General features: G+C 56.6%; 10 protein-coding genes. 7 read left to right on the top strand and 3 right to left on the bottom strand.

Features of this window, described 5'->3' with window-relative positions:
* Positions 1-45: 45 nt before the first annotated feature.
* Entirely contained in the window at positions 46-405 is a 360-nt protein-coding gene (locus F2P67_RS26340; protein WP_166225836.1) for a PilZ domain-containing protein, read from the top strand.
* 114 nt (positions 406-519) lie between these two features.
* Here the strand turns inward: F2P67_RS26340 and F2P67_RS26345 are convergent, their stop codons facing one another.
* Entirely contained in the window at positions 520-888 is a 369-nt protein-coding gene (locus F2P67_RS26345) for a DUF6124 family protein (protein WP_166225839.1), read from the bottom strand.
* Positions 889-1,345: 457 nt separating this feature from the next.
* Here F2P67_RS26345 and F2P67_RS26350 point away from each other — a divergent pair, with 457 nt between their 5' ends.
* The 4 genes from F2P67_RS26350 (at position 1,346) to F2P67_RS26365 (ending at position 17,758) form a co-directional block, all read left to right on the top strand.
* Positions 1,346-5,263, top strand: coding sequence for a hypothetical protein (locus F2P67_RS26350; RefSeq protein WP_166225842.1), 3,918 nt, complete (start codon positions 1,346-1,348; stop codon positions 5,261-5,263).
* A gap of 167 nt (positions 5,264-5,430) precedes the next feature.
* Positions 5,431-10,146 carry a Tc toxin subunit A gene (locus F2P67_RS26355; RefSeq protein WP_166225845.1) on the top strand — a complete coding sequence of 1,572 codons (4,716 nt, stop codon included), beginning with the start codon at positions 5,431-5,433 and terminating at the stop codon, positions 10,144-10,146.
* An 82-nt stretch (positions 10,147-10,228) separates the two neighbouring features.
* The gene (locus F2P67_RS26360) at positions 10,229-14,380 is read left to right on the top strand and encodes a Tc toxin subunit A-related protein (RefSeq protein WP_166225848.1); all 4,152 of its coding nucleotides are present in this window, start codon (positions 10,229-10,231) and stop codon (positions 14,378-14,380) included.
* Between the two features lie 78 nt (positions 14,381-14,458).
* Positions 14,459-17,758, top strand: coding sequence for a hypothetical protein (locus F2P67_RS26365; protein ID WP_166225851.1), 3,300 nt, complete (start codon positions 14,459-14,461; stop codon positions 17,756-17,758).
* Between the two features lie 23 nt (positions 17,759-17,781).
* On the opposite strand, the gene F2P67_RS26370 is transcribed toward F2P67_RS26365, so the two are convergent.
* The gene (locus F2P67_RS26370) at positions 17,782-19,113 is read right to left on the bottom strand and encodes a DUF58 domain-containing protein (protein WP_166225853.1); all 1,332 of its coding nucleotides are present in this window, start codon (positions 19,111-19,113) and stop codon (positions 17,782-17,784) included.
* Entirely contained in the window at positions 19,110-20,156 is a 1,047-nt protein-coding gene (locus F2P67_RS26375; protein ID WP_166225856.1) for an AAA family ATPase, read from the bottom strand. The genes F2P67_RS26370 and F2P67_RS26375 overlap by 4 nt, the downstream gene beginning before the upstream one ends.
* 313 nt (positions 20,157-20,469) lie before the next feature.
* Between F2P67_RS26375 and F2P67_RS26380 the strand changes: the two genes are divergently transcribed.
* Together F2P67_RS26380 and F2P67_RS26385 are read left to right on the top strand one after the other, a co-directional pair.
* Positions 20,470-21,933, top strand: coding sequence for an efflux transporter outer membrane subunit (locus F2P67_RS26380; protein ID WP_166225859.1), 1,464 nt, complete (start codon positions 20,470-20,472; stop codon positions 21,931-21,933).
* Between the two features lie 18 nt (positions 21,934-21,951).
* Entirely contained in the window at positions 21,952-22,767 is an 816-nt protein-coding gene (locus F2P67_RS26385; RefSeq protein ID WP_343045184.1) for a MipA/OmpV family protein, read from the top strand.
* The last annotated feature ends 3 nt before the right edge of the window (positions 22,768-22,770 follow it).

A 22,770-nucleotide genomic window follows, 5' to 3' on the forward strand; every position in this document is an offset into this window, starting at 1 on the left:
GCAAAGGTGCGGCTCTGTGATGGAGCCTTGCATGGCGAACTGCGCATGTTTACCGACCGCCGTATCGAACGGCATCAACTGCCGTATTTCCTCAGGGTATTCAACAGCGTCACCGACAAACCCATCGGGTTTCTGGGCAACGTCTCCGAAGACGGGCTGATGCTCATCAGCCAGTTGCCGATGATGATCGGTGTGGATTTTCAACTGCGCCTGAAAATTCCCATGGGTGAAGGCTGCCATCAGGTCATCGACCTGACCGGGTGCTGCCTGTGGTGCCAGGAAGACGCCACCCCCCACCATTACGACGCAGGCTTCAGCCTCCACCGCCCGCCGCCGGAATACGGGCAACTGGTTCTGGCCTTGAAGCAATACTTCAGTTTTCAGGCGCTGCCGGCGTCTGCCTGATTCAATCCCTTCAAGAACATCGCGAGCAAGCCCGCTCCCACAGGGTTGTACATGGATCCTGTGGGAGCGGGCTTGCCTGCGAAGGCGTCAGTACAAGCACCTCAGGATGACCGGTCAGGCCAGGGCAATCGCCCGCTCACTGTCCAGCGTCTTCTCCGCCAGCAACAACCCCATCTCGCTCAACTGATAGATCGCCATCGCCAGATGCCGCGGCTTGTCTTCCAGGCTGTCCGCCAGATCGAGCAAGAGGATGCTCACCGACGAAAACGTTTCGTAGGTCTGGATGGCAATGGCTTCGGGGTTGAGGTCGGGCGCGACCATGAACATCTGCATGGCGCGATCAACGGAATTGCGCGAGGGCGGTTCGGGTTTGAGGTAATGGTCGAGGGCGCGTTCGGCGGCTTCGTGGAGTTTTTTTGAGTCGGGGGATTCGTAGGGGGAAACGGTATCGGTTTCGGGGGGATTTGGTGTTGGTTTGATCAAGGTCATTTCTCCGGTATGGAGCTGCCACCGGCTCGCGACTAAACGATGGGGGTGGCGGCTGGACGCAGGTTAGTCGACCGGTGGAGAAATGAATCCCGGCGCGCCCGAAAGCGCCCTGCGTACAGCCACCATCAAGTGCGGGGACAGGGAAATCCCGACTGGATGATGCTTGTACACATCATTTCAACCACCGAGCGACTAAACCCGACCACTGATTGGCAGCGGCACGGATCAAGTTACGGGGCATCAGCCAAGCGCACAAGCCGGCGGATTCTGGCGGATCTGTAGGCAAAGGCGCAAGGCGTTGTAGCCTCGATTCGCTTGCCTTGAAGGCTCCTGAAATACACCACTGAAGCAGTGTGACCGTTCGTCGGGACTGTCAGATTTTACAGGTGTGGGAATCCTATCGCTTTCGCTAAGTTGGCCATTAACGGTGAATTGCAAATAGGAGATTGGTATGAGTAGCGAAATTTTTGGACCGTCAATTGTCCATCCAAGAGGACATTCGCCTTACTACAACCTTAATCTCTATGTGGAGTTTCGAGGGATTCCGAGTAATAGGATGACGATTGAGATGCGAGGTCCTGGATCTCCGGTCAGAGTCGTCTTGAACGCAAATGGTAATGGTGTAGTGGCGGGGAATATTGGGTATTTTCCTGCTAATACAAATTTGATCAGTGTGAAGCAGGATGGTAATGGCGAAACACTTCATACCATTCGTTTTTCAGTCCCGATCCCGGTCTTTGATCAGGATCAATATTATGCAAAATACATCGATGGTTCCAGTACGTTCAGAGTGACCGGATATATTCCTCTTAATTGGGGGACTGACCACATGCCCGGCGACCTTCAGTACACCGTAGACTTCCACGGCGGCCCAAGTGGTGGGTTTATTAAATCTACCCCTGTCTCAGTGACAGGCAAGTGGGAGGTTGATTTGCCGGTTCCGCATGGCGATCGCTGGTTTTCATGTCGATTCAACGTATACAAAGATAACGGTAATTGGCATTTGGATCAGTCTGACTGGTCTACAAGAATGTCTGTTCTTGGGCTGGGGAAACCCTTTATCAATAGACCGCTAAACGGTGTTGTAGGCCAGAAGCCTGTCCTTACAGGGGGCGGTGGTAATTCGGGTCTCATTGTAAAAATCTATAAAACTTATGACAGCGTTACGGTTTATGGCAGTGGGGGCGTGGGAGTAGATGGCACGTATACTGCCAATATCATCGAGCCATTACCCTTCGGATCCTATGAAATAACAGCTCAGCAAAAATTTAGTAATTTCGAATCTGAGTGGGCCACGCCAGTGGCAATTACTGTGTTGTCTCCTCCCATCATTAATTCGCCCAGCGGCACTGTCGATCAGGGCTCCCAGGCTATTTCCGGCACTGTGGTCAGTGCCAAAGCAGGTACACATATTGATATCTATCGGGATGTAACCAACGTGCTTTTGGGCAGCGGCGTCGTAGATACCCCAACAACATGGAAGGGAACATTATCCCCTGCGTTAGTGCCGGGTATCCATGTCTTTTCAGCAAGACAGAAATATAACAACCAGAGTTTTTCGGAGCGTGGTCCAGCTATTACAGTGCGCGTGCGACCTGCTGTTGTGGCCAACATTAATACCGATTCAGCTCAATTACCCATGGTTGTGTTCTCCGGTGACGGGCACAGCGGCGCAGTTGTCAAGTTTCAGGTACTCGGAGCGGCTCAGCCTACCCAAGCAACAGTAAACGGAGGTACCTGGCGGGCGGCGGCCGTGAGGATGCGTCCGCAAATTGGTGATCAGCAAGTGACGTTCTGGCAGTCCCTCAAGGTGGGGGACAATGACTGGATTGACTCATCCCCCATAACAAAAAATATCCATATCGATACGCCCACGCCTAAAGACACTCTTCGGACTATGAACGGCGACGTTCCTGAGTTTAGCGGCAACTATTATTTTTTTCCGGGGGTTGCAAATACCGGCATTTTGGTTCGCATTAACGACTTGGACTGGGATAGCCACACGATGACGGCGGATGGCCCCTGGAGAACCACAAAAACGACGCCGTTGCCCCCGGGCACTCACACCGTCAAGGTTTTAGGCGGCTCGAATAGTCAGTGGTCCGCCGCCGAGGAGCTGGAGTCGATTGTCATCAGACCCAAAGTGCCCCATGACACCGTCATTAACGTCGAGGGTCTCTTCGCACGCCTCAATGGCAGGTGCTGGCCCTTCGCAACTGTTGCGGTGTTTTTTGACGAGGATGTGACGGCTGTTGTTGTTACATCGGACGCGGAGGGTAAGTGGAAATATGAAGAGAACAGGGAACTCACACCCGGAAATCACACGTACAAATTGTCCCAGACCTTCGGCGGTCAGACCTCGCCAGTCACGACGGCGGTACCGTTCAACATCGCCACACCGGCCGTCACAATCACTGTGCCTGCCGGTGGCGCGCCTGATGTCAGCCTGCGGCCGGAGGTGAAGGGCACTGGCGCTTACGCCGGTGCGGTGATCAAGGTGTATGACGCCAAGATATCCGGAAAGCTGTTGGGCGAGCACGCGGTGACTGTTGCGGGCGATTGGTCGCTGACGTTGAAGGAAGAATTCCTCGTTGAAGGAAACCAGGCCATTTATGCAGTGCAGGAATTCAAATCACAGAAGTCAGCGGACAGCGAGCACATGTCCTTCACCGCAAGGCTGCCCAAACCTACGGTTATCCAGCCGCCAGTGGGTAATATCGAGCGTTTTGCCGAATATTCCGGCAAAGGTTGGGCGCTATCGAAGATCACGTTGAGTCGGGTCGGCTTCCCCGAATGGGGCTACAAAGACATCCCGGTGGACGTGGACGGGAACTGGAAAGTCAGGGTTCAAGTGCACGAGGTTGGACCGCAAACACTGGCAATCAACCAGCAGTACAAGACCTTTACCCGAGATGGAGAAGGTCGCGTTTTCACTGTCATACCGAACATCCCGCTGCTTGAGACGCCTGCTGAAGGCGAGCGTCTGACGCTGCGCCCGATGTTTGCCGGGCATGGGTATGCGCAAGACATTGTTTCCGTGGTCAAAAATAATGAACCGTCGGTGATCCTCGGCACGGCAACGGTGGCGGATGACGGCACCTGGTTCGTTCGCAGCAACATGGATTTACCGTTGGGCGAGGATTACCTTTTTTCCATCCGGCAAGCGCGTGACGGCTATGAATCGGGCTGGTTTCTTCCTACCCGTACTTTCCACGTACTCACTTTTGGCCCGACGGTAGACGAACCCGTCGCCGGTGATTGGACCGGTATTTATCCATGGGGCTGCGGGCGTGATGTGCCGGGCGCCAAAATCACTGTGGCTTCGGTGTTCAATGCTGAAGAGGTGCTGGCGCCAGTTGTAACAGTCGATGAAAGCGGTCACTGGCGTGTGCAGTTGAACAAAGCGTTGCCTGAAGGCGCGAACTGGCTGCAGGCACGGGCCGAGCGCCCCGACGGGCAGGTGTCGGACTGGGCGCGCAGCGGGCGTTTCGTTTGTGAAGTATTGGACGCGGGGTACCTGGCGCCGACGGTGCTTTTTCCGCGGCTGGGCGAAGAAGTCGGCCTGCGGCCGGTTCTGAGTGGCGACGGGCTGGCGGGGGCGGAAGTTTTCGTGACAACACCAGATGACACCGCCACTTATCTGGCTCGGGCCACGGTGGATCGCGAAGGGCGCTGGACGGCGCGCTTCACGTCAGCGCTTACCCCCGGCACCGAGTTTTCCTACGTTGTGCGTTTAGGCCGGGATGCGGTCAGGTCAGCCTATACGTCTGTCAGAACCTTCAAGGTGGTTCAAGTGCCCGCCAACTTTGAAGCGCCCATCGTCACCAGTCACAAGGAAGGCGATGCCGTCGATCAGCGTTTTTGGGTAAGCGGCCGTGGCAGGCCGGGCGCGCAATTGACGCTGCATCAACAGGGTTATGTCAGCGCGCGGGGGACTACCGAAGTCGACGCCAGTGGCCATTGGAAGGTCTGCTTCGACCGTCTCCTGGAGCCTGGCGAGTATATTTTCGGGGCTCAGCAATCCATCGATGGGCAGTTATCGCTGTACAGCGCAGGTATCAAGGTGACGGTGACAGAGGCTTTGCCTGCGCCAATTCTGGACAGCCCGATTGGCGAAACCCAGGTCGCTCGGGTCACCAAAGTCTGCGGTCGCGGTTATCCGCAAGCCACAGTGACGCTGGTCAAATCAGGTGACGCCAATTCCCTCTGGGGTTCCAGCGTGGTCAATGCCCAGGGGTACTGGGAAATCTGGACGCCCCGCTTGCCAGACGAACCAATCAGGCTTAACGCCAAGCAAGAGATCAGCGGCAAACCCGTCAGTGGCTGGATGAAAGAGGTGTTCATTCTTCACGTCGTGAATGCCGGTTAGTGACGTTGGCCCTTGATGAAAACAGCCTGGAAGTTCCGACCAACGGTAGCGTCCACTGTCAGATCTGACAGTAGACGCGAGTGTCCCGAAAGCGCCCAAATAACGCTCAAGGTTTGTAGCCTCACCCAGCTGGAAACGGTGGTGCGGCTTTACAAGGAGTGTCAACGATGACTGCAGAAAACCGTCGTCCCACCGAGCAACTGGTTAACCGGTTGTTCGCCGAGCCACGCATCGCGCAACTGGAAAAACTGCAGTCATTCCTCCAGGACGGCGGCAACGTCTTCGACCTGATTGACCGCGCGCCCGCCTCGCTGTGTGAAGAGTTCGAACTGTCGCGGGCCGAAGCCAGGCTGTTGCTCGACCGCAGCTATAGCCTGGCCCTGAAACTGGCGCGTGTGTTTCGCGAAAATCAATTGACCGCTGGTGCCGGGCACAAGAGAAAAAATCGTGGCGGTCTGCGTGCCATGGTTGACGGACCGACGTTTGATCAGTTGTTTGCCTTTGACTCCGGCAACTTCACTCCGGTCGACAATATCGGCGCGAGCGTCTCACCCGTGGCTTACCTGATCTCGATCATTCAGGAGGCGAAATGGCTGGAGAGCTCGAGCAGCGACACACAGAGAGTCACGCTGCGTCGACGTCGCCCGGATCTGTTCAATCTGTTGATTGATGAAACGGCCGTCAACCGCCAGGCGTCGGTGGTGCTCAACACCAATCAGGTGTTACGCGCCCATCTCGAGACTTATAAAAACCGCGATGACGACGTCGATGCCTTGATGCGCCTGGCGCGTTATCCCAACACACTGCCCTACGACCCAGCGTGGAGAACCATCGATTACGCCACCCAATCCAGAGACCCTTTGTTGTCTCTGGCGGCGGTGGTGCGCGCCACGGACAGTGCCTTTCCCTATTTCATTCGCCCGGACGCGCGCGGTCAGAACTCTGACATTGCCTTGCGCCTGGCTTCTGAGCTTTCGCCCGGACAGCAGGAGTTGCTGCTGGAGGATTTTTATCCCCTGACGTCCAGGCCGTGGGTGCTTGAGGATCGCTGGGTCAATCCGCGTACACGCCAGGCGATCCCGATGGGCGAGCTAAAACCCGAGGAGTTTTATCGAGCTAACTTTGACTGTGATGCCTACACCGCTTTACTGCCGCTCAAGGCCTTTCAGCAAAAGACGCAGTTAAGCCGCGAAGGCATCGAGCGGCTACTGTCCATCGGGGCCTTTGTTCCGCAGTTGTCTGCCAATGCGCCGGCGCAACGAAAGGCGACGAATCCCGACTTGCCAATCGACGATGACAATCCGGCCTTGCCGGTCACGGCCAAGGATTCTGGCTCGGCCTTCATCAATTTCGGGGATGCGCCGGCCATTGGGCTGGAGCGTGTGCAGAATGACCCGCCAAAAGATGAGTGGAAATTTCTGCTGACTCATCTCACTGCGAATAATCAGGAACGATTTGACCGCATCAACCGCATGGTGCGGCTTAACCGCTGGCTGGGGCTGAACGCGCACGAAACCGATCAGTTGGTGGTGGCCGCGATCAGGGCAGAAGATCTCAATGGCTTACGGATTACCGAAAACACGCTTCGGGCGTTGGGGCTTTTCAAGGAGCTTCGCGCTGCTTACGGATGCAGCGCTGAAGATTTTGCTGCGTTCATCGACGTCATGTCGGCGTACGAGTACGGCAAGGAACCGTCGCATTTTGATCGCGTGTTCAATGCCCAGTCGCTGTTCGCGACGCCGCTGCTGATTGATAACGGCGAGTTTTCGGCATTCCCGGTCACGGAGGAGGACCAGAGCACGGCCGACCATATTTGCGCGGCGCTGGGGATCGATTTCGACACTTACCGTTATCTGGCCATCCTGATTGCCGCTGCCCACAGTGCCGGTTCGGTCGACTTCAAAATCAAACTCCATCGCAGCCTGTCGGTGCTGTCCAGCTTTTACCGGTTGGTTCGCCTCCCCCGGCTGCTGGGGATCGGTCCGCTGGAAGGGATCGCACTGATCAATGCGATGGATCTGAAAAACGTCGGCTGGCTGGCGCAACTGGCAGGGCCGACGCGTATTCGCATGCTCAAGACCGCGGGCACCACCGATGTGTTGAGCGTGCTTCATGCCGGCATGTCGATGGTGCAGTGGTGCCAGCGCAATGAACTGTCGCCCAAATGGCTGACCCAGCATGTCGGCCAGGCGGTGGTACCGGTGGTCATGGGCGATTCCGAGCGACAATTGCTGGAGCAACTCAGCGTGCAGTTGCAACCGGTGCGCATGTCCGAGTTGTTGTTGACCGATGCCAGCGTCCCTCCCGACCCCTCCGGAATCGGCTGGATGAACCTGCTGGAAACCGTGGTGGATGCCAACGGGCTGATCATCGGCGTCAGCGACCGCTCGGACGCCGAGTACATGCGGTGGATCGGTGATGAATTGCAGACCATCGTCGAAAACGCGCATATCCCCGTGGCGGATCAGGCGTGGGTGATTGAAGCGATTCTGCGCGTGGTGCTGCGTTCACGTGCGGGGCAGCGTGCGTTGGTTCAGGAAACCTTTGCTGTCTATCTGCAATTGCCCTCCGACCTGGCGTTACCGGTCATCGTCTGGTCGGGCGGTTATGTCTATCAGTTGTTGAGCCAGGCACTCAAGGCCATGGAGCCGGCGCCCGCCGAGCCCGTCGGGTTTGACGATGAACCGGAGGCGCCGGACAGCGAGCAGCGCGAATTTTTACGGCTACTGGTCGAGTTGCAGCGACGCAGCGAAGTGGCCCGGGAACTCAAGCTCAGTTCGGCGATGCTCATCTCGTACCTGGAAAACTCGGCCTGGTTCGGTATCGAGAACGCGAGCGAGTTGTCACTGACCACGGTGTTCTATCTGACCTTGTATGGCCGCGCGGTAAAACTGGCCAAACAACCAGCGCAGAAGTTGCTGGATTACCTCAGTCAGGTCAATGAGCAATTGGGCGACATCTCCGAGGATGAGGTGGCGTTGGTTCGCGATGCGGCGGCGGGCTTGCTCGCCAGTTTCTTCGGGTGCGGGATCAAGGAGGTATTGACGTGTGCCATCCATGCCAACCCGGCTGCGGATGACGACTCGCAGCCCCCCGTGCCGTTGATTCGCGACCTGCAGCAATTGGCGTTGTTGTTGCGCATGCTGGAAACCCGCGATCAGACGGGACTGGACTTCGATGCCTTGCTGATACTGGGCAAATTGACGCCCAAGGACGGTGATGCCGACTATCGCTTTGCTGCACAGCGTGCACTGGAAAGTCTGTCGGAAACCTCAATTGCAGGCATTGACGAAGACGGCAGCGAGCTTGGGCAAAGCCTGAATATAGTTTGTGAGGTGGACCGGGTAAAACTGGTGGCCAATGTGCCAAACGAGATTGCAACTTATCGCCTGACCCTGCGCGATTACACCGGCAAGTTGCTCAAATATGTCACGGTCGAATGGTCACACCAGGGCGAAGGTGTGCTGATGGATCTGAAGACCCAGACCGATAGTAAAGGGCAGACCTTCGCGAGATTACTGGCCGGCAGCACGATGGGCAGCGCCAACGTTGCGTATAAATTGCGCCTGCGCGACGCCGTTGCAGCACCGTCGGTGTTGATTGATTGTGATGATGAGTTAAAGCCTTTGCTCAACTCCCGGTTCGTTTGGCCACAGCGCGATATTCTGGCCGGGCAGGTGGAGTATGCAACCTTGCGCATTCGTTTTCGCGATAATCCCGGCAATGACCCCGTCGGCAAGCGGTTACAGTGGTCGACCGACAACGGCATTATCAAACCGGATGAAACGTTCACCAACGAGAAGGGAGAGTCGTCCGTTCGCCTTTACAGCGACACGGCAGTCGAGGCCATCGTCACCGTGACGCATGTGGAAAGCGGTAATGGCACTGATTTCCCTAAAATTACATTCGTCGATCAGCCCAGGATCACGGAGTTGCTGGCGATCACGCCGGCCGTGAAGGGGCAGCCTTTGACGGTCATGTGCCACGTGATCGGACTCAATGGCAAACCGCTGGCTGGGCAACCTGTTACCTGGCAAATCCAGGACGGTACAACCGGGGAAACGCTGAGCGATCCCGAGGGCAATGCTTACTGGGACGTTCCCGTTATAGAGGCTGGCAAATTGATGATCATGGCCAGCGTCGGCACGGCCGGGCAGGATCAAACTCTGGAGTTGTCGGTATCGGAACGGGTGCTGATCAGCGAATTCGCCAGTAAGTGGATGGTGCCGGTGGCTGACTCGCCAGAAACCACTGATATCTGGATCGAACTCAGTGACGAGTTGGAGGACGGGCAGCCAATTGCTCTTTACCCGGTTGAGTGGACTCAGCAACAGCTGCCGAAGGGGGCACTGACGACCATCATTATCCCCACTGACAAAAATGGCCGTTCCACTTATCCATTCAAGGCCGGAGTTGCTGGCACGTACCAGTTGACGGCCAAGGTGCAGGTGACCAACCAATTCAAGACGTTCGATCTGGAGGTGTTGCCGGCATTCGAATGGAAAGTCGATTTGTTCGAGTACAACGAGAGTTCTCCACCGGACGAGGTTCCCGTCACCGGTGAGTGGATACTGGAAGCGGGCAAAAAATACCGCTTGAAGATTCTGCCAGTCAGCACCTTGCCCGCAGGCGCCATCGCCACCCTTGGCTGGTATCAGCAGGAGGGCAGCAGTGCGAAGACCATCGGTCTTGAGTTCACGCCGAAACTGGCAATGCAATCCCCGTTTCCCATAGACGGATCGCCGTTGACCTGGGATATCGATTGCTCGTCCCGAAACGATCGCACGTTCCGCCTGGATCTCAGATGCGAAGGGGTTCCGTTGCCGCTGTTGCTGGAAGGCAAGGTTCGCAAGAAACCGTTGAGCAAGCGCCGCAAGCGCTAGCCGTCCACTGAAGACATTCGACAGTGCCGCTGCGCCTTAAAGCCTGGCCTTGCCATCTACCCACCGGAACGGGAGTTGAATCGTGACAACATTTTTCGTCAACAAGCTGGAAGAAGAACGAGCACTGGCCCAGGCTGCGCTGGCTTGCAATACCCGATGGATTGATTATCCGGAGGCATTCAAACCGGAGACCATCGACGACGTCGATGAGTACCTGCTGACCGATTCGCGCAGTGCTTCCAGTGTGCTCAGCAGCAAAGTTGCGCAGGCGATCACCAGTGTGCAGCAGTACATCAACCGCATGCTCAGCGGCATGGAGCCGGGTTATACAGGCTCCTTCGATCCGCAGCGTGTCGAGTTCTGGCAGGGCATCGGCGGGCGCTTGAGCCTGTGGCGTGCCAATCAGATGGTCGAGGATTACCCGGAGAACTACATTCAGCCGCAGTTGCGGATCAAGCGCACGCGGCTGTTCCGGGCACTCGAAGACAACCTGAACCAGACGCGGCTCACCGACGATTCGGTGCACAAATGCGTCAAGGAGTATCTGCGTGGTTTTCAGGAAACCTGCGATCTGGAAGTCATCAGCGGCTACGTGGACAGTCATCAGTTCAAGGAGGCGACCTATTACTTCGTGGGGCGAGAGAGGGTTGAGCCGTTTCGGCATTTCTGGCGCAAGGCGGACATCGACCTGTCGCTGGATCCGGATCACGTCAACCCTACGGCCTGGAGTGAGTGGGAGCCGATCAACATCCCGGCGTCGGACCGGTTGCTCGACATCCGCCCGGTATTCTGGGGAGGACGACTGTTTGTGGTCTGGGCTGACTGGGCCGCGCCTGTGTTCGACCCGGACGCCGTGTTGATTCGTTCTGGCGAGATGAAAATCCAGACCGCATCCCTGACCTTGAACGGGGAGTGGTCTACGCCGATTGTGCTCGGCAGTGTCGAACGTAACGAGCGTTTCGACGAGGCGGGCGGGCGTCTGGTGGCGGCCGTGTTCGCTGAAATGAACTCCCGGGACGACCGCTTGGCCGTGTACTTCACCAATCGCGCAACGGCGGCGGTGACGGCTGAACCGTTTCTGGATGTTTTTGACTCCCGCGACACCATGATGCGTAAACGGCCGGTGGATTTGGCCGCACTTTTGGAGATGGCCACTGTCCGGTTCAAGGATGCATCGACGCTGCAGTACAAAATTCTGCCTGATGACCGGCCTTCAATAAAGGTCGAGCGTGTGACCCCACATGAGGATGAAATAGTGGGTGAGTTCAACGCGAAGCTGGGGCTGGAAGCAGTCATCTCTCGGGAGTTGGTCGGCTCTGTTTGGATGGATACTTTGCGCATCAGGGGAACTTGTAGCTACAAGGCGACTTGGGAGAAACCCAAGGCAACATTCACACTGAGCTTTATGGCGAAAGGGCCAAATGATCCGGTGGATCAGGTGGTGGTTCTTGCGCTCGATGGAAACGCGCGCTCCCCGTGGATGGTCATCCGCCGGGAGGCGCTGCCGATTGACGCAGGCATGCCCTTCAAATTTGCCATCACTGAGCCCAATACGACTGGAAAGAACCCAAGTACCAACGTCTACACCGTCAAAAAGTATCAGAACCCACGCGACTACAAACTGCCAAAACTGTTGAAAACTGCGGATAACGCCGCACAGTTTCTCGATTTCAATGAATCTGTCACAGGGCAGAAATTCCGCTACACACGGTTGAATACAGTCATCGGCCCGCAGTTGACGGCGCGAGCAGAGATTTCGGTGGCAGCGGTACTGGACTGGACCACGCAACACCTCATCGAGCCGGGTTGGCCGGGTGACGCACAAGCCGAGGCAAAGGGGCCATTTGAAAGCGCCAACGGCTTGTACCTGTGGGAACTGTTTTTCCATCTGGTTCACCTGGTGACCTACCGCTTGCGCAGTGAGGGGCGCTTTCTGGAAGCGCAGCGCTGGAGCCATTACCTGTTCGATCCGCAACTCATGGAGGAGTCCTTCGAGGAAACCGACCCCGATGTGCCTGACGCGCCGAAGTACTGGCGCTGCAGGCCTCTGGTGGAGGAAGGCGACACGGTTTACGAGTTGGCCAAACCCAACGATCCGGATGCGATTGCCTATGGCGAACCCCGGCATTACCGGATTGCGGTGTTCATGGATTACGTGCGCACGCAGATCGAGTGGGGTGACTGGCTGTACCGGCAACTGAACCGCGATGACCTCGCATCGGCGCAGTTGCATTACTTGCGTGCGCAAGCGTTGATGGGCGAAGAACCGGAGTTCGGTACGGCCAGTGACTGGGTGCCGAAAACAGTCAATGAGTTACAGAACAGCATGGATCAGCGAGAAGTGCTGCGCCGTTTTGAACAGACGTATGTAATGGCGCCCGAGGACTGGCCGAAAGCCAAAGCCATTCGTCCTTATCTGGCGGCGCTGGGTGTGGAGGGCTTCCGCGCACCGGTCAATCAGACGCTGCTCAACACTTACAGCGAAATCCGCCAGCGCCTGTTCAACCTGCGCAATAACCTGACACTCGATGGCCGGCCGATCGACTTGCCGCTCTACAGCCCGGCGGCGGATCCGCGTCAATTGCTGCTGGCCCAGGCGGCGGGTTCTGCTGGACTGTTGCGGCGCATGGGCGGGCAACTGGTGGTGCCGCCGTATCGCTTCAGAGTCATGCTCGATCTGGCTATGAGCGCGCTGGAAACCCATGCACGATTTGGCGAACAGCTGCGTCAGTACCTTGAACAACGTGATCGAGGCCGGCAGGAAGAATTGCAGTATTTGCAAATGAGTGAACTCGGCAGGTTCGCCATTGCAATGCAAAACGAAACCATCAGTCAGTTGCAGGTGGCCCGCGAGGCGTTGGTGCAGAGCCGGGCACAGGTGCAGGCGAGGGCCACGCATTACGAGCAGTTGTCCAATGAGTATGTGTCGAGCGCCGAATACCAGGTGATGGATCAGATACTTGCGGCAAAAATTGCGTCGGCGACGTCTTCTGGCGTCACGAGTGCGGCAGCCGTTCTCAACAGCGCACCCAACATTTTTGGTGTGGCTTCAGGCGGGATGAACTGGGGAGCCATCCTGCATGCCGTCGGAGGCGTGGCACATGTCATTGCTGACGGTCTGCTGATGGACGCAGACCGCAAAGCCAGTTCCGAACAATACCGCCGTCGTCAGCAGGAGTGGAATTACAACGTCCAGCAGGCGCGGCTCGAGCAGGCGGCCATTGATCTGCAATTGCAGGCACAGGATCACGCCATCAGGGCTGCACAAGCGAGTTTGCGCCATACCGAAACGGCCAATGCCCAGACGTTGGCGATGTACGCCTTCCTCAAGCAGGAGCGTGACATTTCCGTGGACTTCAGTGGCTGGATGGTTGGCCAGATGAAAAACCTGTACTTCCCGGCCCACGATGCAGTGGTTTCTCTGTGCCAGACCGCCGAGACCTGCATGCGCTACGAAATCGGCGATTACGAGAGCGAATCGTTTGTCCGCTCTGAAGTCTGGCAGGAGAAGTATCACGGCCTGACTGCGTCGGAATCGCTGAAGCTGGATCTGTTGCGCATGTCGGCCGAATACCACAAGCGCAATGAACGGCGCCTGGAGTTGGTCAAGACTGTTTCGCTCAGAGAGCTGTTCGACCATCAGGATCTCTACGGTAAACAGTCCGACGAGAGCTGGAGCGCTGCATTGGCGGCTCTTGTCAATGAAAGCAAAACCGGCGGTACGCTGATGTTTGACCTGTCGCAGCGATTGTTCGATTACGACTACCCGGGCCATTACTGCCGGCAGATCCTTTCTGTGAGTGTTTCGTTGCCGGTCACCACCGGGCCTTATGAGGATGTGCGTGCCATTTTGACGCAAACCGCCAGCCGGATTCTGACCCAGGCCAATGAGTCATCTTTGAAGTTCATGTATGACGAAAACAGTGGCAGCGGCGGGCCGGACATCAAGGTCAATCTGCGTGTCAGTCAACAGATCGGTATTTCAAAAGGGGTCGATGACATGGGCATGGTCGATTTCTCCGCCACGACCGACCGCTATTTGCCCTTCGAAGGCACCGGGGCGGTATCGCGTTGGATATTGCGCTTCTCTCGCCATAACAAACAAGCGCAAATGAGGCTGCTGAAGTCGTTGACTGACGTCATCTTGACCATCAATTACACGGTCAAGGTGGGCGCCAGTGACTATGCCGAGCTGGCCGAGACGTTAGTCGATACTCCGCCCGTCAAACCCTGAGTCTCTGAACGCAATCACGGCGGCGCCAGGCTGAAAGGGTGTTGCTGGCATTTCCCATATGAGAGAAAGGTTCAAGCCATGGCCAAGCAAGAAGAAAGAAAGGGTGCCGATCTGATTGAAGATGGGAAATTCCTTAAGCCAGAGGGCGTGGCCTGGAAACCTGGAAAACCGCCCAACCATACAGCGGCAATCGGCAGCACTCAATATTTGGGCGACCGGATCAGGATCGGACGCATGCAAAACAACGGTTGGCTTGAACAACACTTCGAGTTGCCGACCCCACGAGGCGAAGATGCCCGGTATGTGCTGACGTTCCTGTATCAGTCTACAAAGTGGGCAAGCTCCTACCAGATCGCTCGAGACGGAGTGTTTGAACCGGCTGAAGGGTTTCCTTTGCCTTCCAACGGCAACGTTGATGAGCCGGAGCCAATGTATTTCGACCCTGCGAAGATCGCTCGAGATGGAGTGTTTGAACCGGATGAAGGGTTTCCGTTGCCTTCCAACGGCAACGTTGATGAGCAAGAGCCAATGGATTTCGACCCTTCGCAGATTACTCGGAATTTAGTGCCGACGAGCGATGATTCGGCGTTCGGTATACGTTTCCGCTATCCAGAAACGGAAGACCCGGACGACATCGGTACGCTGGATGTACACGGAGTCAGTGTGCGGTTGTATCTCGGGCCATTGGAACTGCGCGGCTTCAGGATTGACGACGAACTTTTTGGTGGCATCCCTGCGCTTTATCTGTGCAAGGGTGCCATGGGTGATAAAACCCACAAGCTGAGTTTGCTGGTCGCTGATGGCAACGTGTGGGAAGGCACTGAGGTTGCTCTAAAGGGGATGGATATTGCGCCCCCTCCTGGAGATTTCCACTGTGAACCACACCTGAATAATTTGCAGATGATTGACCGTCAATGGGAGCTGTTTATCAGTCCCAGCATGGCGACAGACAACTTCGCACTGCAGATACAGAGCAAATGGGACACGGATCAGGAAAAGTTGCTAACGCTGGTGTGCAATGTCGGGGATTATCGGGTCGAGGTCGCCGAAGTATTCGAGTCGGCTTACGATCCGATCGTGGGTAAACAAACGGTGTCCGTAGGTCTCGCACTTATCTCTTTTTACACCAAGGTCATGCTCGAAGGCTGTCGCATGACATTCAATGATCAAGAGCGTTTTTCCGATGAGCGTGGCCGGGCAACATTTGATTTTGCACCAGTCGAAGCAGGCCTGCGAAACGTCGAGGTGCTGATTGACAGCCCTTACTACGCAAGCGGAATTGTTCAGCATTCAATACCGGTCAAGGTGCTGGCGAGTAATCCCTTTGAGGACGCGCAGATTTCTCTGGGGGGTAACGCAGCGTATCCGTTGGGTGAGAAAACGGGTTATCCGCATCGCGGGGCGCATGAGTACCGCATCCGCGTAACGGCTCCCCCCGGCAGTGAGTTGTTGAACTATCCCGTGCAGCTGAAGTGGGATGGGCCATCTGATGTAGAGCTGAGGGTGACTGTCGAGCCGCCATTGCCGCAGTACCAGCAATGGCAAGACGGCGCGGTGGAGTGGGTGCTCAATTGCGCTGAGGCGCTGGAGGGCGAGTTCCGCATCGGGTTGCAAGCGGAGCGTTTGCTCGAATCCTCGCTGCAGAACACGCTGTCGCTGGCGTTTAATAGATATAAGTGGGGGGAATGGCGCGAGGCCAATCGCATACCTGTGCTGGACGACGAAGAAACCGTGCGGGTGAAAATCCAGATACTGGCAGCCGAGACTGCCGAGACTGCCGAGACTGCCGAGGGTGTCAGGGGCGTGCTTGTGAATTGGCTGACACCCTCGGGTTCCCGAACGACTTATACGGGACTGGATGGTTGGGCCGAGCTGATTTACAAGCCTGAAAAAGCCGGCGCCGACAAACTGACCGCGCAGATTCGTAATCGTGGGGATGACGAGGATGCGTTGATTGAAAAGGAGTTCCTCTTCACCGCTGTGCAGAGTAATTCGTGGACTGAGCAGGTGGAATTGTCGTTCAGTCCGGCGAATCTGGTTCCCGATGCGCCAATGGATTTTTACTGTCTGCGCGAGAAGTCGCTTGTATTGCACCTCAAACCAAAACCGGGAAGCATACTGCTCGGTCAAAGAATCAGGCTGCGTTGGCGCGATGACAAGGATCCGGGGTTGGCGACGTTTTCACCGCCGGTTGTTGAATATCAGACTTTAACTGCAGGCGGGATTAGCTGGACGATGGCTGCGGCAGGGCGTAGCGGCTGGGTGGAGCTGGATTTCGAAACCGACAGCCTCACCGAGAATTGGCAGCTTTCAGGGCGAGTGGTTTCGGAGAACCCGCTGGATGATGGAGTGTTTGTTTTCGACTCGACTGTACTTAAGCAAAGAGATCCCTATTACCCCTGCCTGGGGGCGAATCATACGCTGGAGTTTCTTCCCAATGCCGATGCGGCCACCACTGGCCTGCAAGTTTTGCTATACAAGAACAACGATCAGTTGACATTTGGCATCAAATTTGTTCCTGGACTTGACAGTAATCAGTTCATCACCGTGGAAGGTGTCAAGTGGGCGATGGATTGCACGATGGCGGAGACGGCCTTTGACTTTACGCTGCGATTGGGGCTGTCAAAACCGCATATAGGTCCAGGTGGTTTCTTTGAATTTCGCATTAGACACAACCGTCTCATGTTCAGCGAATCACGCCCGCCGACCATTCTTCCAGTCATTGATGAAAATGAAGCCGCTTTTGTATGGTATCGCGTGGTCTCCTTTTACACCGGGCAACCGGTTCATCAGGTGCCGGTGATATACAGCTTCAATGGTGAAGAAACGGTGGTTTTCAGTCGCCACGATGGTTGGACCCTCTTCGCCTGCAAGCCGAAAAATGTGGGTGACGCTGTGGTGGAAGCCAGTTTGTTAAACCGTTACGACAATAAGATTGTCAGTGCGCAAGCAATCACGGTAAAGGCACTGGAAAACGATTTCTGGCAAACCGACACGGTGATTACGGTACAGGAATCGCCCGAGCAGAGTCAGCTCGGGGTCAAGACGCTTTTTCCTCGCCACGGTACAGAAATTAACATTCGGATCGCCCCGAACTTTTTAAACCATCCGGCAATAAACCAGTACGTTCGAACAGGCTGGTCCGGTACGCCCGGCAGTGCGCTGGGCACATCGGTTTTACCTCCGCCGGGCACACGCCAGTTGATGTCCAGGACAGGCGTAATGTCCAACTACCTCTTCGGCAGTGCGCGATCTGGTAGTTTCGGTTTGTTTGTCACCTCTGACAACCTGCTCAGATTGTCTCCCGTCAATGCGATGTCTCTGGGGCCGGTGCCTGCCGAACCACCGGTGGCGCGTCATGAGGAGGAGGGCGATTGACAAGGACACGGGCGGATTGACCGTCACAGCGCGACGGCTTTCTTCCAGCTCAGGTATTGCGTCACCAGCCGGGCTCCGAGCTTTTCAGGTGGCGATTGCAGCGTAGCAATACCGTGGGCGTTCAAACGCTCATGGTATTGCGCACTTGAGTTCAGGTAATCGACGGCGCCGCAATAGGTCAGCGCTTCATCGAGTGTCTGCACCGGATGTTGGCGCATTCTGTCGAGCACGCTTTCACGCAGGCTGGCCACCAACACTCGATGCTGCTGGCCCAGACGCTTCATCACCCCCAGCAGTTCTTCATCATCGTCATCGCGCAAATTCGTCACCACAACCACCAATGCTCGGCGCTTCTGTCGCGCCAGCAATTGACTGACCGCCGCCTGATAGTCAGGTGCACGTCGGCAACTGTCCAGGTCGTAGACCCCGTTGAGTAACACGTTGAGCTGCGCATTGCCCTTGGCCGGTGCGATAAAACGCGGCTGATCGCTGGCAAACGTGCTCAAGCCCACGGCGTCGCCCTGACGCAGGGCGACATAACCGAGCAACAAACAGGCGTTGAGCGCGTGATCGAAGTGCGACAGCTCGCCGTCCTGGCTGCGCATCTGTCGGCCGCAATCGAGCAGGAAAATGATTTGCTGATCACGTTCGTCCTGATATTCGCGGGCAATCGGTGTGCGTTGGCGGGCGGTGGCTTTCCAGTCGATCTGGCGCAGGCTGTCGCCTTCGCGAAACTCGCGCAGTTGATGAAACTCCAGACCCTGGCCGCGTCTTTGCCGCTGGCGGACACCGAGCTGGCTGAGCCAGTTGTCCACGGCGAGCAATTCACCGCCATAGAGCCGGGCGAAATCCGGGTAGACGCGGGTGTGATCGGGCACCTCAAGCAGGCGTTTGCCCGACCACAAACCCAAGGGGCTCGGCAGGTTGATCTCGACGTGTGCAAAAGTGAAGTGGCCGCGCTTGAGTGGGCGTACCCGATAGCTGATCCGGCTGTACTGACCGGGTTGCAGTTCGACCTTCAATGGCAGGTTTTCTGTGGTCAGACCGTCCGGTACGTGATCGAACACTTCAATGTTCAACGGCTGGGCGAAATCATGGCTGACCTGCAGGTGCACCTCACCCCAGCGTCCCAGCGCCAGACTGCCGGGCATTTGGCGGGTGATGTGCGGTGAAGGCAGGCGTTTGAGGCGAAGCGCATCGAGGATCGCCAATGCCAGCAGGGCGAGAAGCAAGCCCCAGTTGATCGATAACAGGCTGGACGGCATCTCGACAGCCAGTGCCTGCAAACTGCCCAGCACAATGCCAATGGCCAGCAGCGCAGCCACCCAGATCAGCAGCAGGCGTGACGGTTTCACAGGCGCGGCGCCGGCACTTGATCGAGCAATTGCTGCAGCACCTGATCGACCTGCAAGCCTTCGATGTCCAGCTCCGGAGCGACCCGCACGCGATGGCGCAACACGGCCAGCGCACAGCCCTTGATGTCATCGGGAATGACGAACTCGCCACCGCGCAGCAAGGCGCGCGCGCGGGCGCAACGCACCAGGGCAATCGAGGCTCGCGGCCCGGCACCGAGCGTCAGACCCGGCCAGGTGCGGGTGCTGCGGGCCAGACGCACGGCGTAGTCGAGCACCTGATCGTCCAGCGGCAAATCACTGGCGATGCGTTGCAAGGCCTGCACGTCCTTGGCTTGCAGCACGGTGCGCAGCGGTTGTACATCGAGCATGTCGGCGCGGGTCGAGCGACTGACCTGACGCACCATATTCAGCTCCTGATCGGCGTCGGGATAATCCATCCGCACCTTGAGCATGAAACGGTCGAGTTCGGCTTCCGGCAGTGGATAAGTGCCTTCCTGTTCAATCGGGTTCTGCGTGGCCAGCACCATGAATGGCTGCGCGATCGGCAGGGCGCGGCCCTCGAGGGTGACCTGGCGCTCCTGCATGGCCTCGAGCAGCGCCGCCTGGGTTTTCGCCGGCGCGCGATTGATCTCGTCGGCCAGCAGCAGGTTGGTGAACAACGGGCCTTTGCGCAGTTTGAACTGCTCGGTGTGCAGGTCGTACACCGCGTGACCGGTGACGTCGCTGGGCATCAGGTCAGGGGTGAACTGAATACGCGCGAACTCGCCACCAAAGCATCGCGCCAGTGCGCGCACCAGCAAGGTCTTGCCCAGACCGGGCACGCCCTCGAGCAGCACATGGCCGCCGGCGATCAACGCGGTCAGCACATCATCGATCACGTTGTTCTGACCGATCAGGGCCTTTTGCAATTCGCCGCGCACCGCTTGTGCCAGTTGACTGGCCCGCTGGCGTTGCTGGGCGGCGTGGCTGGCGCTGCCGGGCTCGGGCTGTTCACTGCCGACTCCCGGGATCTTGTTAATCGTTACATTGGGTTTCTCTTCCATAAGTCAGTCACTTACCTAATCAGATTTTTTCCCACTCATTTTTTGAGCGGTGCGCAGTGAGTGGCTGCCAACTTACATCATTGCAATGCCATCGCACTCCTCATTTCTGCGCTCCATAGATGTGCAAGTTATTCCATGCCGGCCTCGGTTGGCATTCTCACGTCGACTTCTGGCAACGGAGGCTTCCTCTCATATCACGTTGATCACACCAACTGATTTTTCGTCTTGATCAAATCTTGAAAAATCCTGAAATCTGTCTTGATGAAGAGCTTTTAGGATCACCTCGTTCGCCTATTTCGGACGTTGAGATCTAATGCCTTTTAATCGCTCTGAACCACACCGTTTTCCATGGATTCGGGTTGCTGCACTTGGGATTGCAATGGCAACGCTTGCCGGATGTTCTCTCGTTCCTCGATATGAGCGGCCTGAACTTCCGCTCCAAATGCTGACGGCCGCCACTGCGCGCGGGCAAGCAAGCGTTTCCTCTCTTACGTTGCTGTCCGAAGAGGAGACAGAACTTCTGGATAGCCTGGATCGCTCCGGCCAGCTCAAGCATCTGACTGTGCAGGCGCTTGAGTACAACCGCGACTATCGAGTCGCAACGCTGCGAGTGGAGCAGGCACGTGCTGAATATGGTATTGCAAACGCCAGCCGGCTGCCGGCGATTCAGGCTACCGGCACGCTTGAGCGTCAAGCGTTCAATGATCGCTCGCTTGACGATAAGTTCGGGCAGCGCTCCAGCATCGCGTCGGTCGGTATCAATGATTTTGAAATCGATTTTTTTGAGCGGATCAAAGCTCTTTCTAAAGCAGCACAGCATCAGTATCTGGCGACTGAGTCAGGTCAGCGAGCGGCGCGCAAGGCGCTGATTTCAGAGGTGGCACAGCGATTTTTGTTGATGCGCGCGGAGGCTGCCCGTCAAGAAAATACTGATGCGTTGTTAGAACACCGCAAGGAGCAGGCAGACCTCGCCAAACGTCAAGTCGACTCAGGCGCGCTCTCGAGGGAAGCGCTTGCGGCGGTCATGAGACTTCGTGCTCAGGCGCAACAACAATCCCGCGAAGCGACCCTTCAGCTCGCGACTGCGCGCAACGCACTAGAGTGGGTCACGGGTTACAAATCACCGGTCAAAATCAATAGCGTTGTACTTGATGCGCGGGATCAGGGTGAGGGCGAGGCGACCTGGTTAACCAACCTCGACTCAACAAAGTTGCTCGAGCGATTTGACGTGCATGCAGCGGAGGAGCAGCTCAAAGCGAACAATGCTTCGATCGGCGCGGCCAGAGCTGCCTTTTTCCCGTCAATAAGTTTGAGCACGTCTGCAGGTGTCGCCAGTGAACATCTGCACGACCTGTTTTCAGGCGGCACTGGCACTTGGCTCTTTGTTCCGCAAATCAATATTCCTCTATTTGATGGTGGTCGTATCCAGGCGAACCTTGATGTCGCCTTGGCTCGTAAGGACATTGGCGTAGCCAACTACGAAAAGGTCGTCCAGAACGCCTTCAGAGACATGGTGGATGGATTCGCTGAGCGTGATGCGCTCATGCACCGCATTCGCAGCCAGTCGGCACTCAATGATCTCGCGCTGGATCAACTCGATATCCGAAAGGCTCAAGCAGCACTTGGTGATGCCAGCAAGCTCGATGAGTTAACGGCACAGATTCAGACCATTGAGACCGGGCGGGCGCTGATTGATACCCAACTGGCCATCCAGTTGAACCTCCTGTCACTTTATCGGGTGCTTTACGGCGCCGACGCATCAGCCATCCCTTCTTAATCCCAAAAGGAACACCCTGTGAACTTCATAAATAATGGACTTGGCAAAGGTTTGATCACGACCCTGGTACTCAATGGCGTGCTTTTCGCTGTTCACGCTCAAGCAGAGGAGCAAACCAGCATCTGGGGCGACACCACAGATGTGTCTTTTGGCCTGGGTGCCAGTTACACACCGCGTTACATGGGCTCGAAAAACTACACATCGGCCGTTCAGCCCATGCTGCGTGTAGAACGGGGAGTTTTCTTTCTCGATTCGGTCGACGGATTGGGAGTGCAGTGGCAATCGAACTCCGGTTTCAGTACCAGCGCTTCGGTGGGTTACGACTACGGTCGAGCTGACGGCGACAGCAGTTATCGCCATGGTTCAGAGGAACTCAAAGGGATGGGGGAGGTTCGTGGCGCTACCGTGCTGAACCTGAATGCCTCCCAGCAAATCACCTCTTGGTTGTCACTTAACGCGCAAGCCGAACTTCGCGTTGCAGGAGAAAAGCGTGGTGACCGGTACTCCTTTGGGTTTGAGAGCACCTTCCTCGACAGTGATCACGACAAGGTTACCTGGAGCGTTGATGGCCATGCAGGCAGCGGCCAATTTAACCAAACGTACTTCGGCGTAACGCAGGCTCAAAGCGCGACCTCTCGCTTCGCGTCCTACAAGGCTGATGAGGGTGTCTACGCCTATTCCACTGAACTGTCCTGGCTCCATGTGTTTGATGAACACTGGTCGACCACCGCCGGTATTGAACTTGTCCACTACACAGACCAGGTCAAGAACAGTCCGATCGTTAGCGACGATACGACTGCTACGAGCTACGTCGGTGTGAACTACATATTCTGAGGT

Origin of the sequence: Pseudomonas atagonensis (assembly GCF_011369485.1) — a bacterium.
In the GTDB taxonomy this organism is placed as follows: Bacteria; Pseudomonadota; Gammaproteobacteria; order Pseudomonadales; family Pseudomonadaceae; genus Aquipseudomonas; species Aquipseudomonas atagonensis.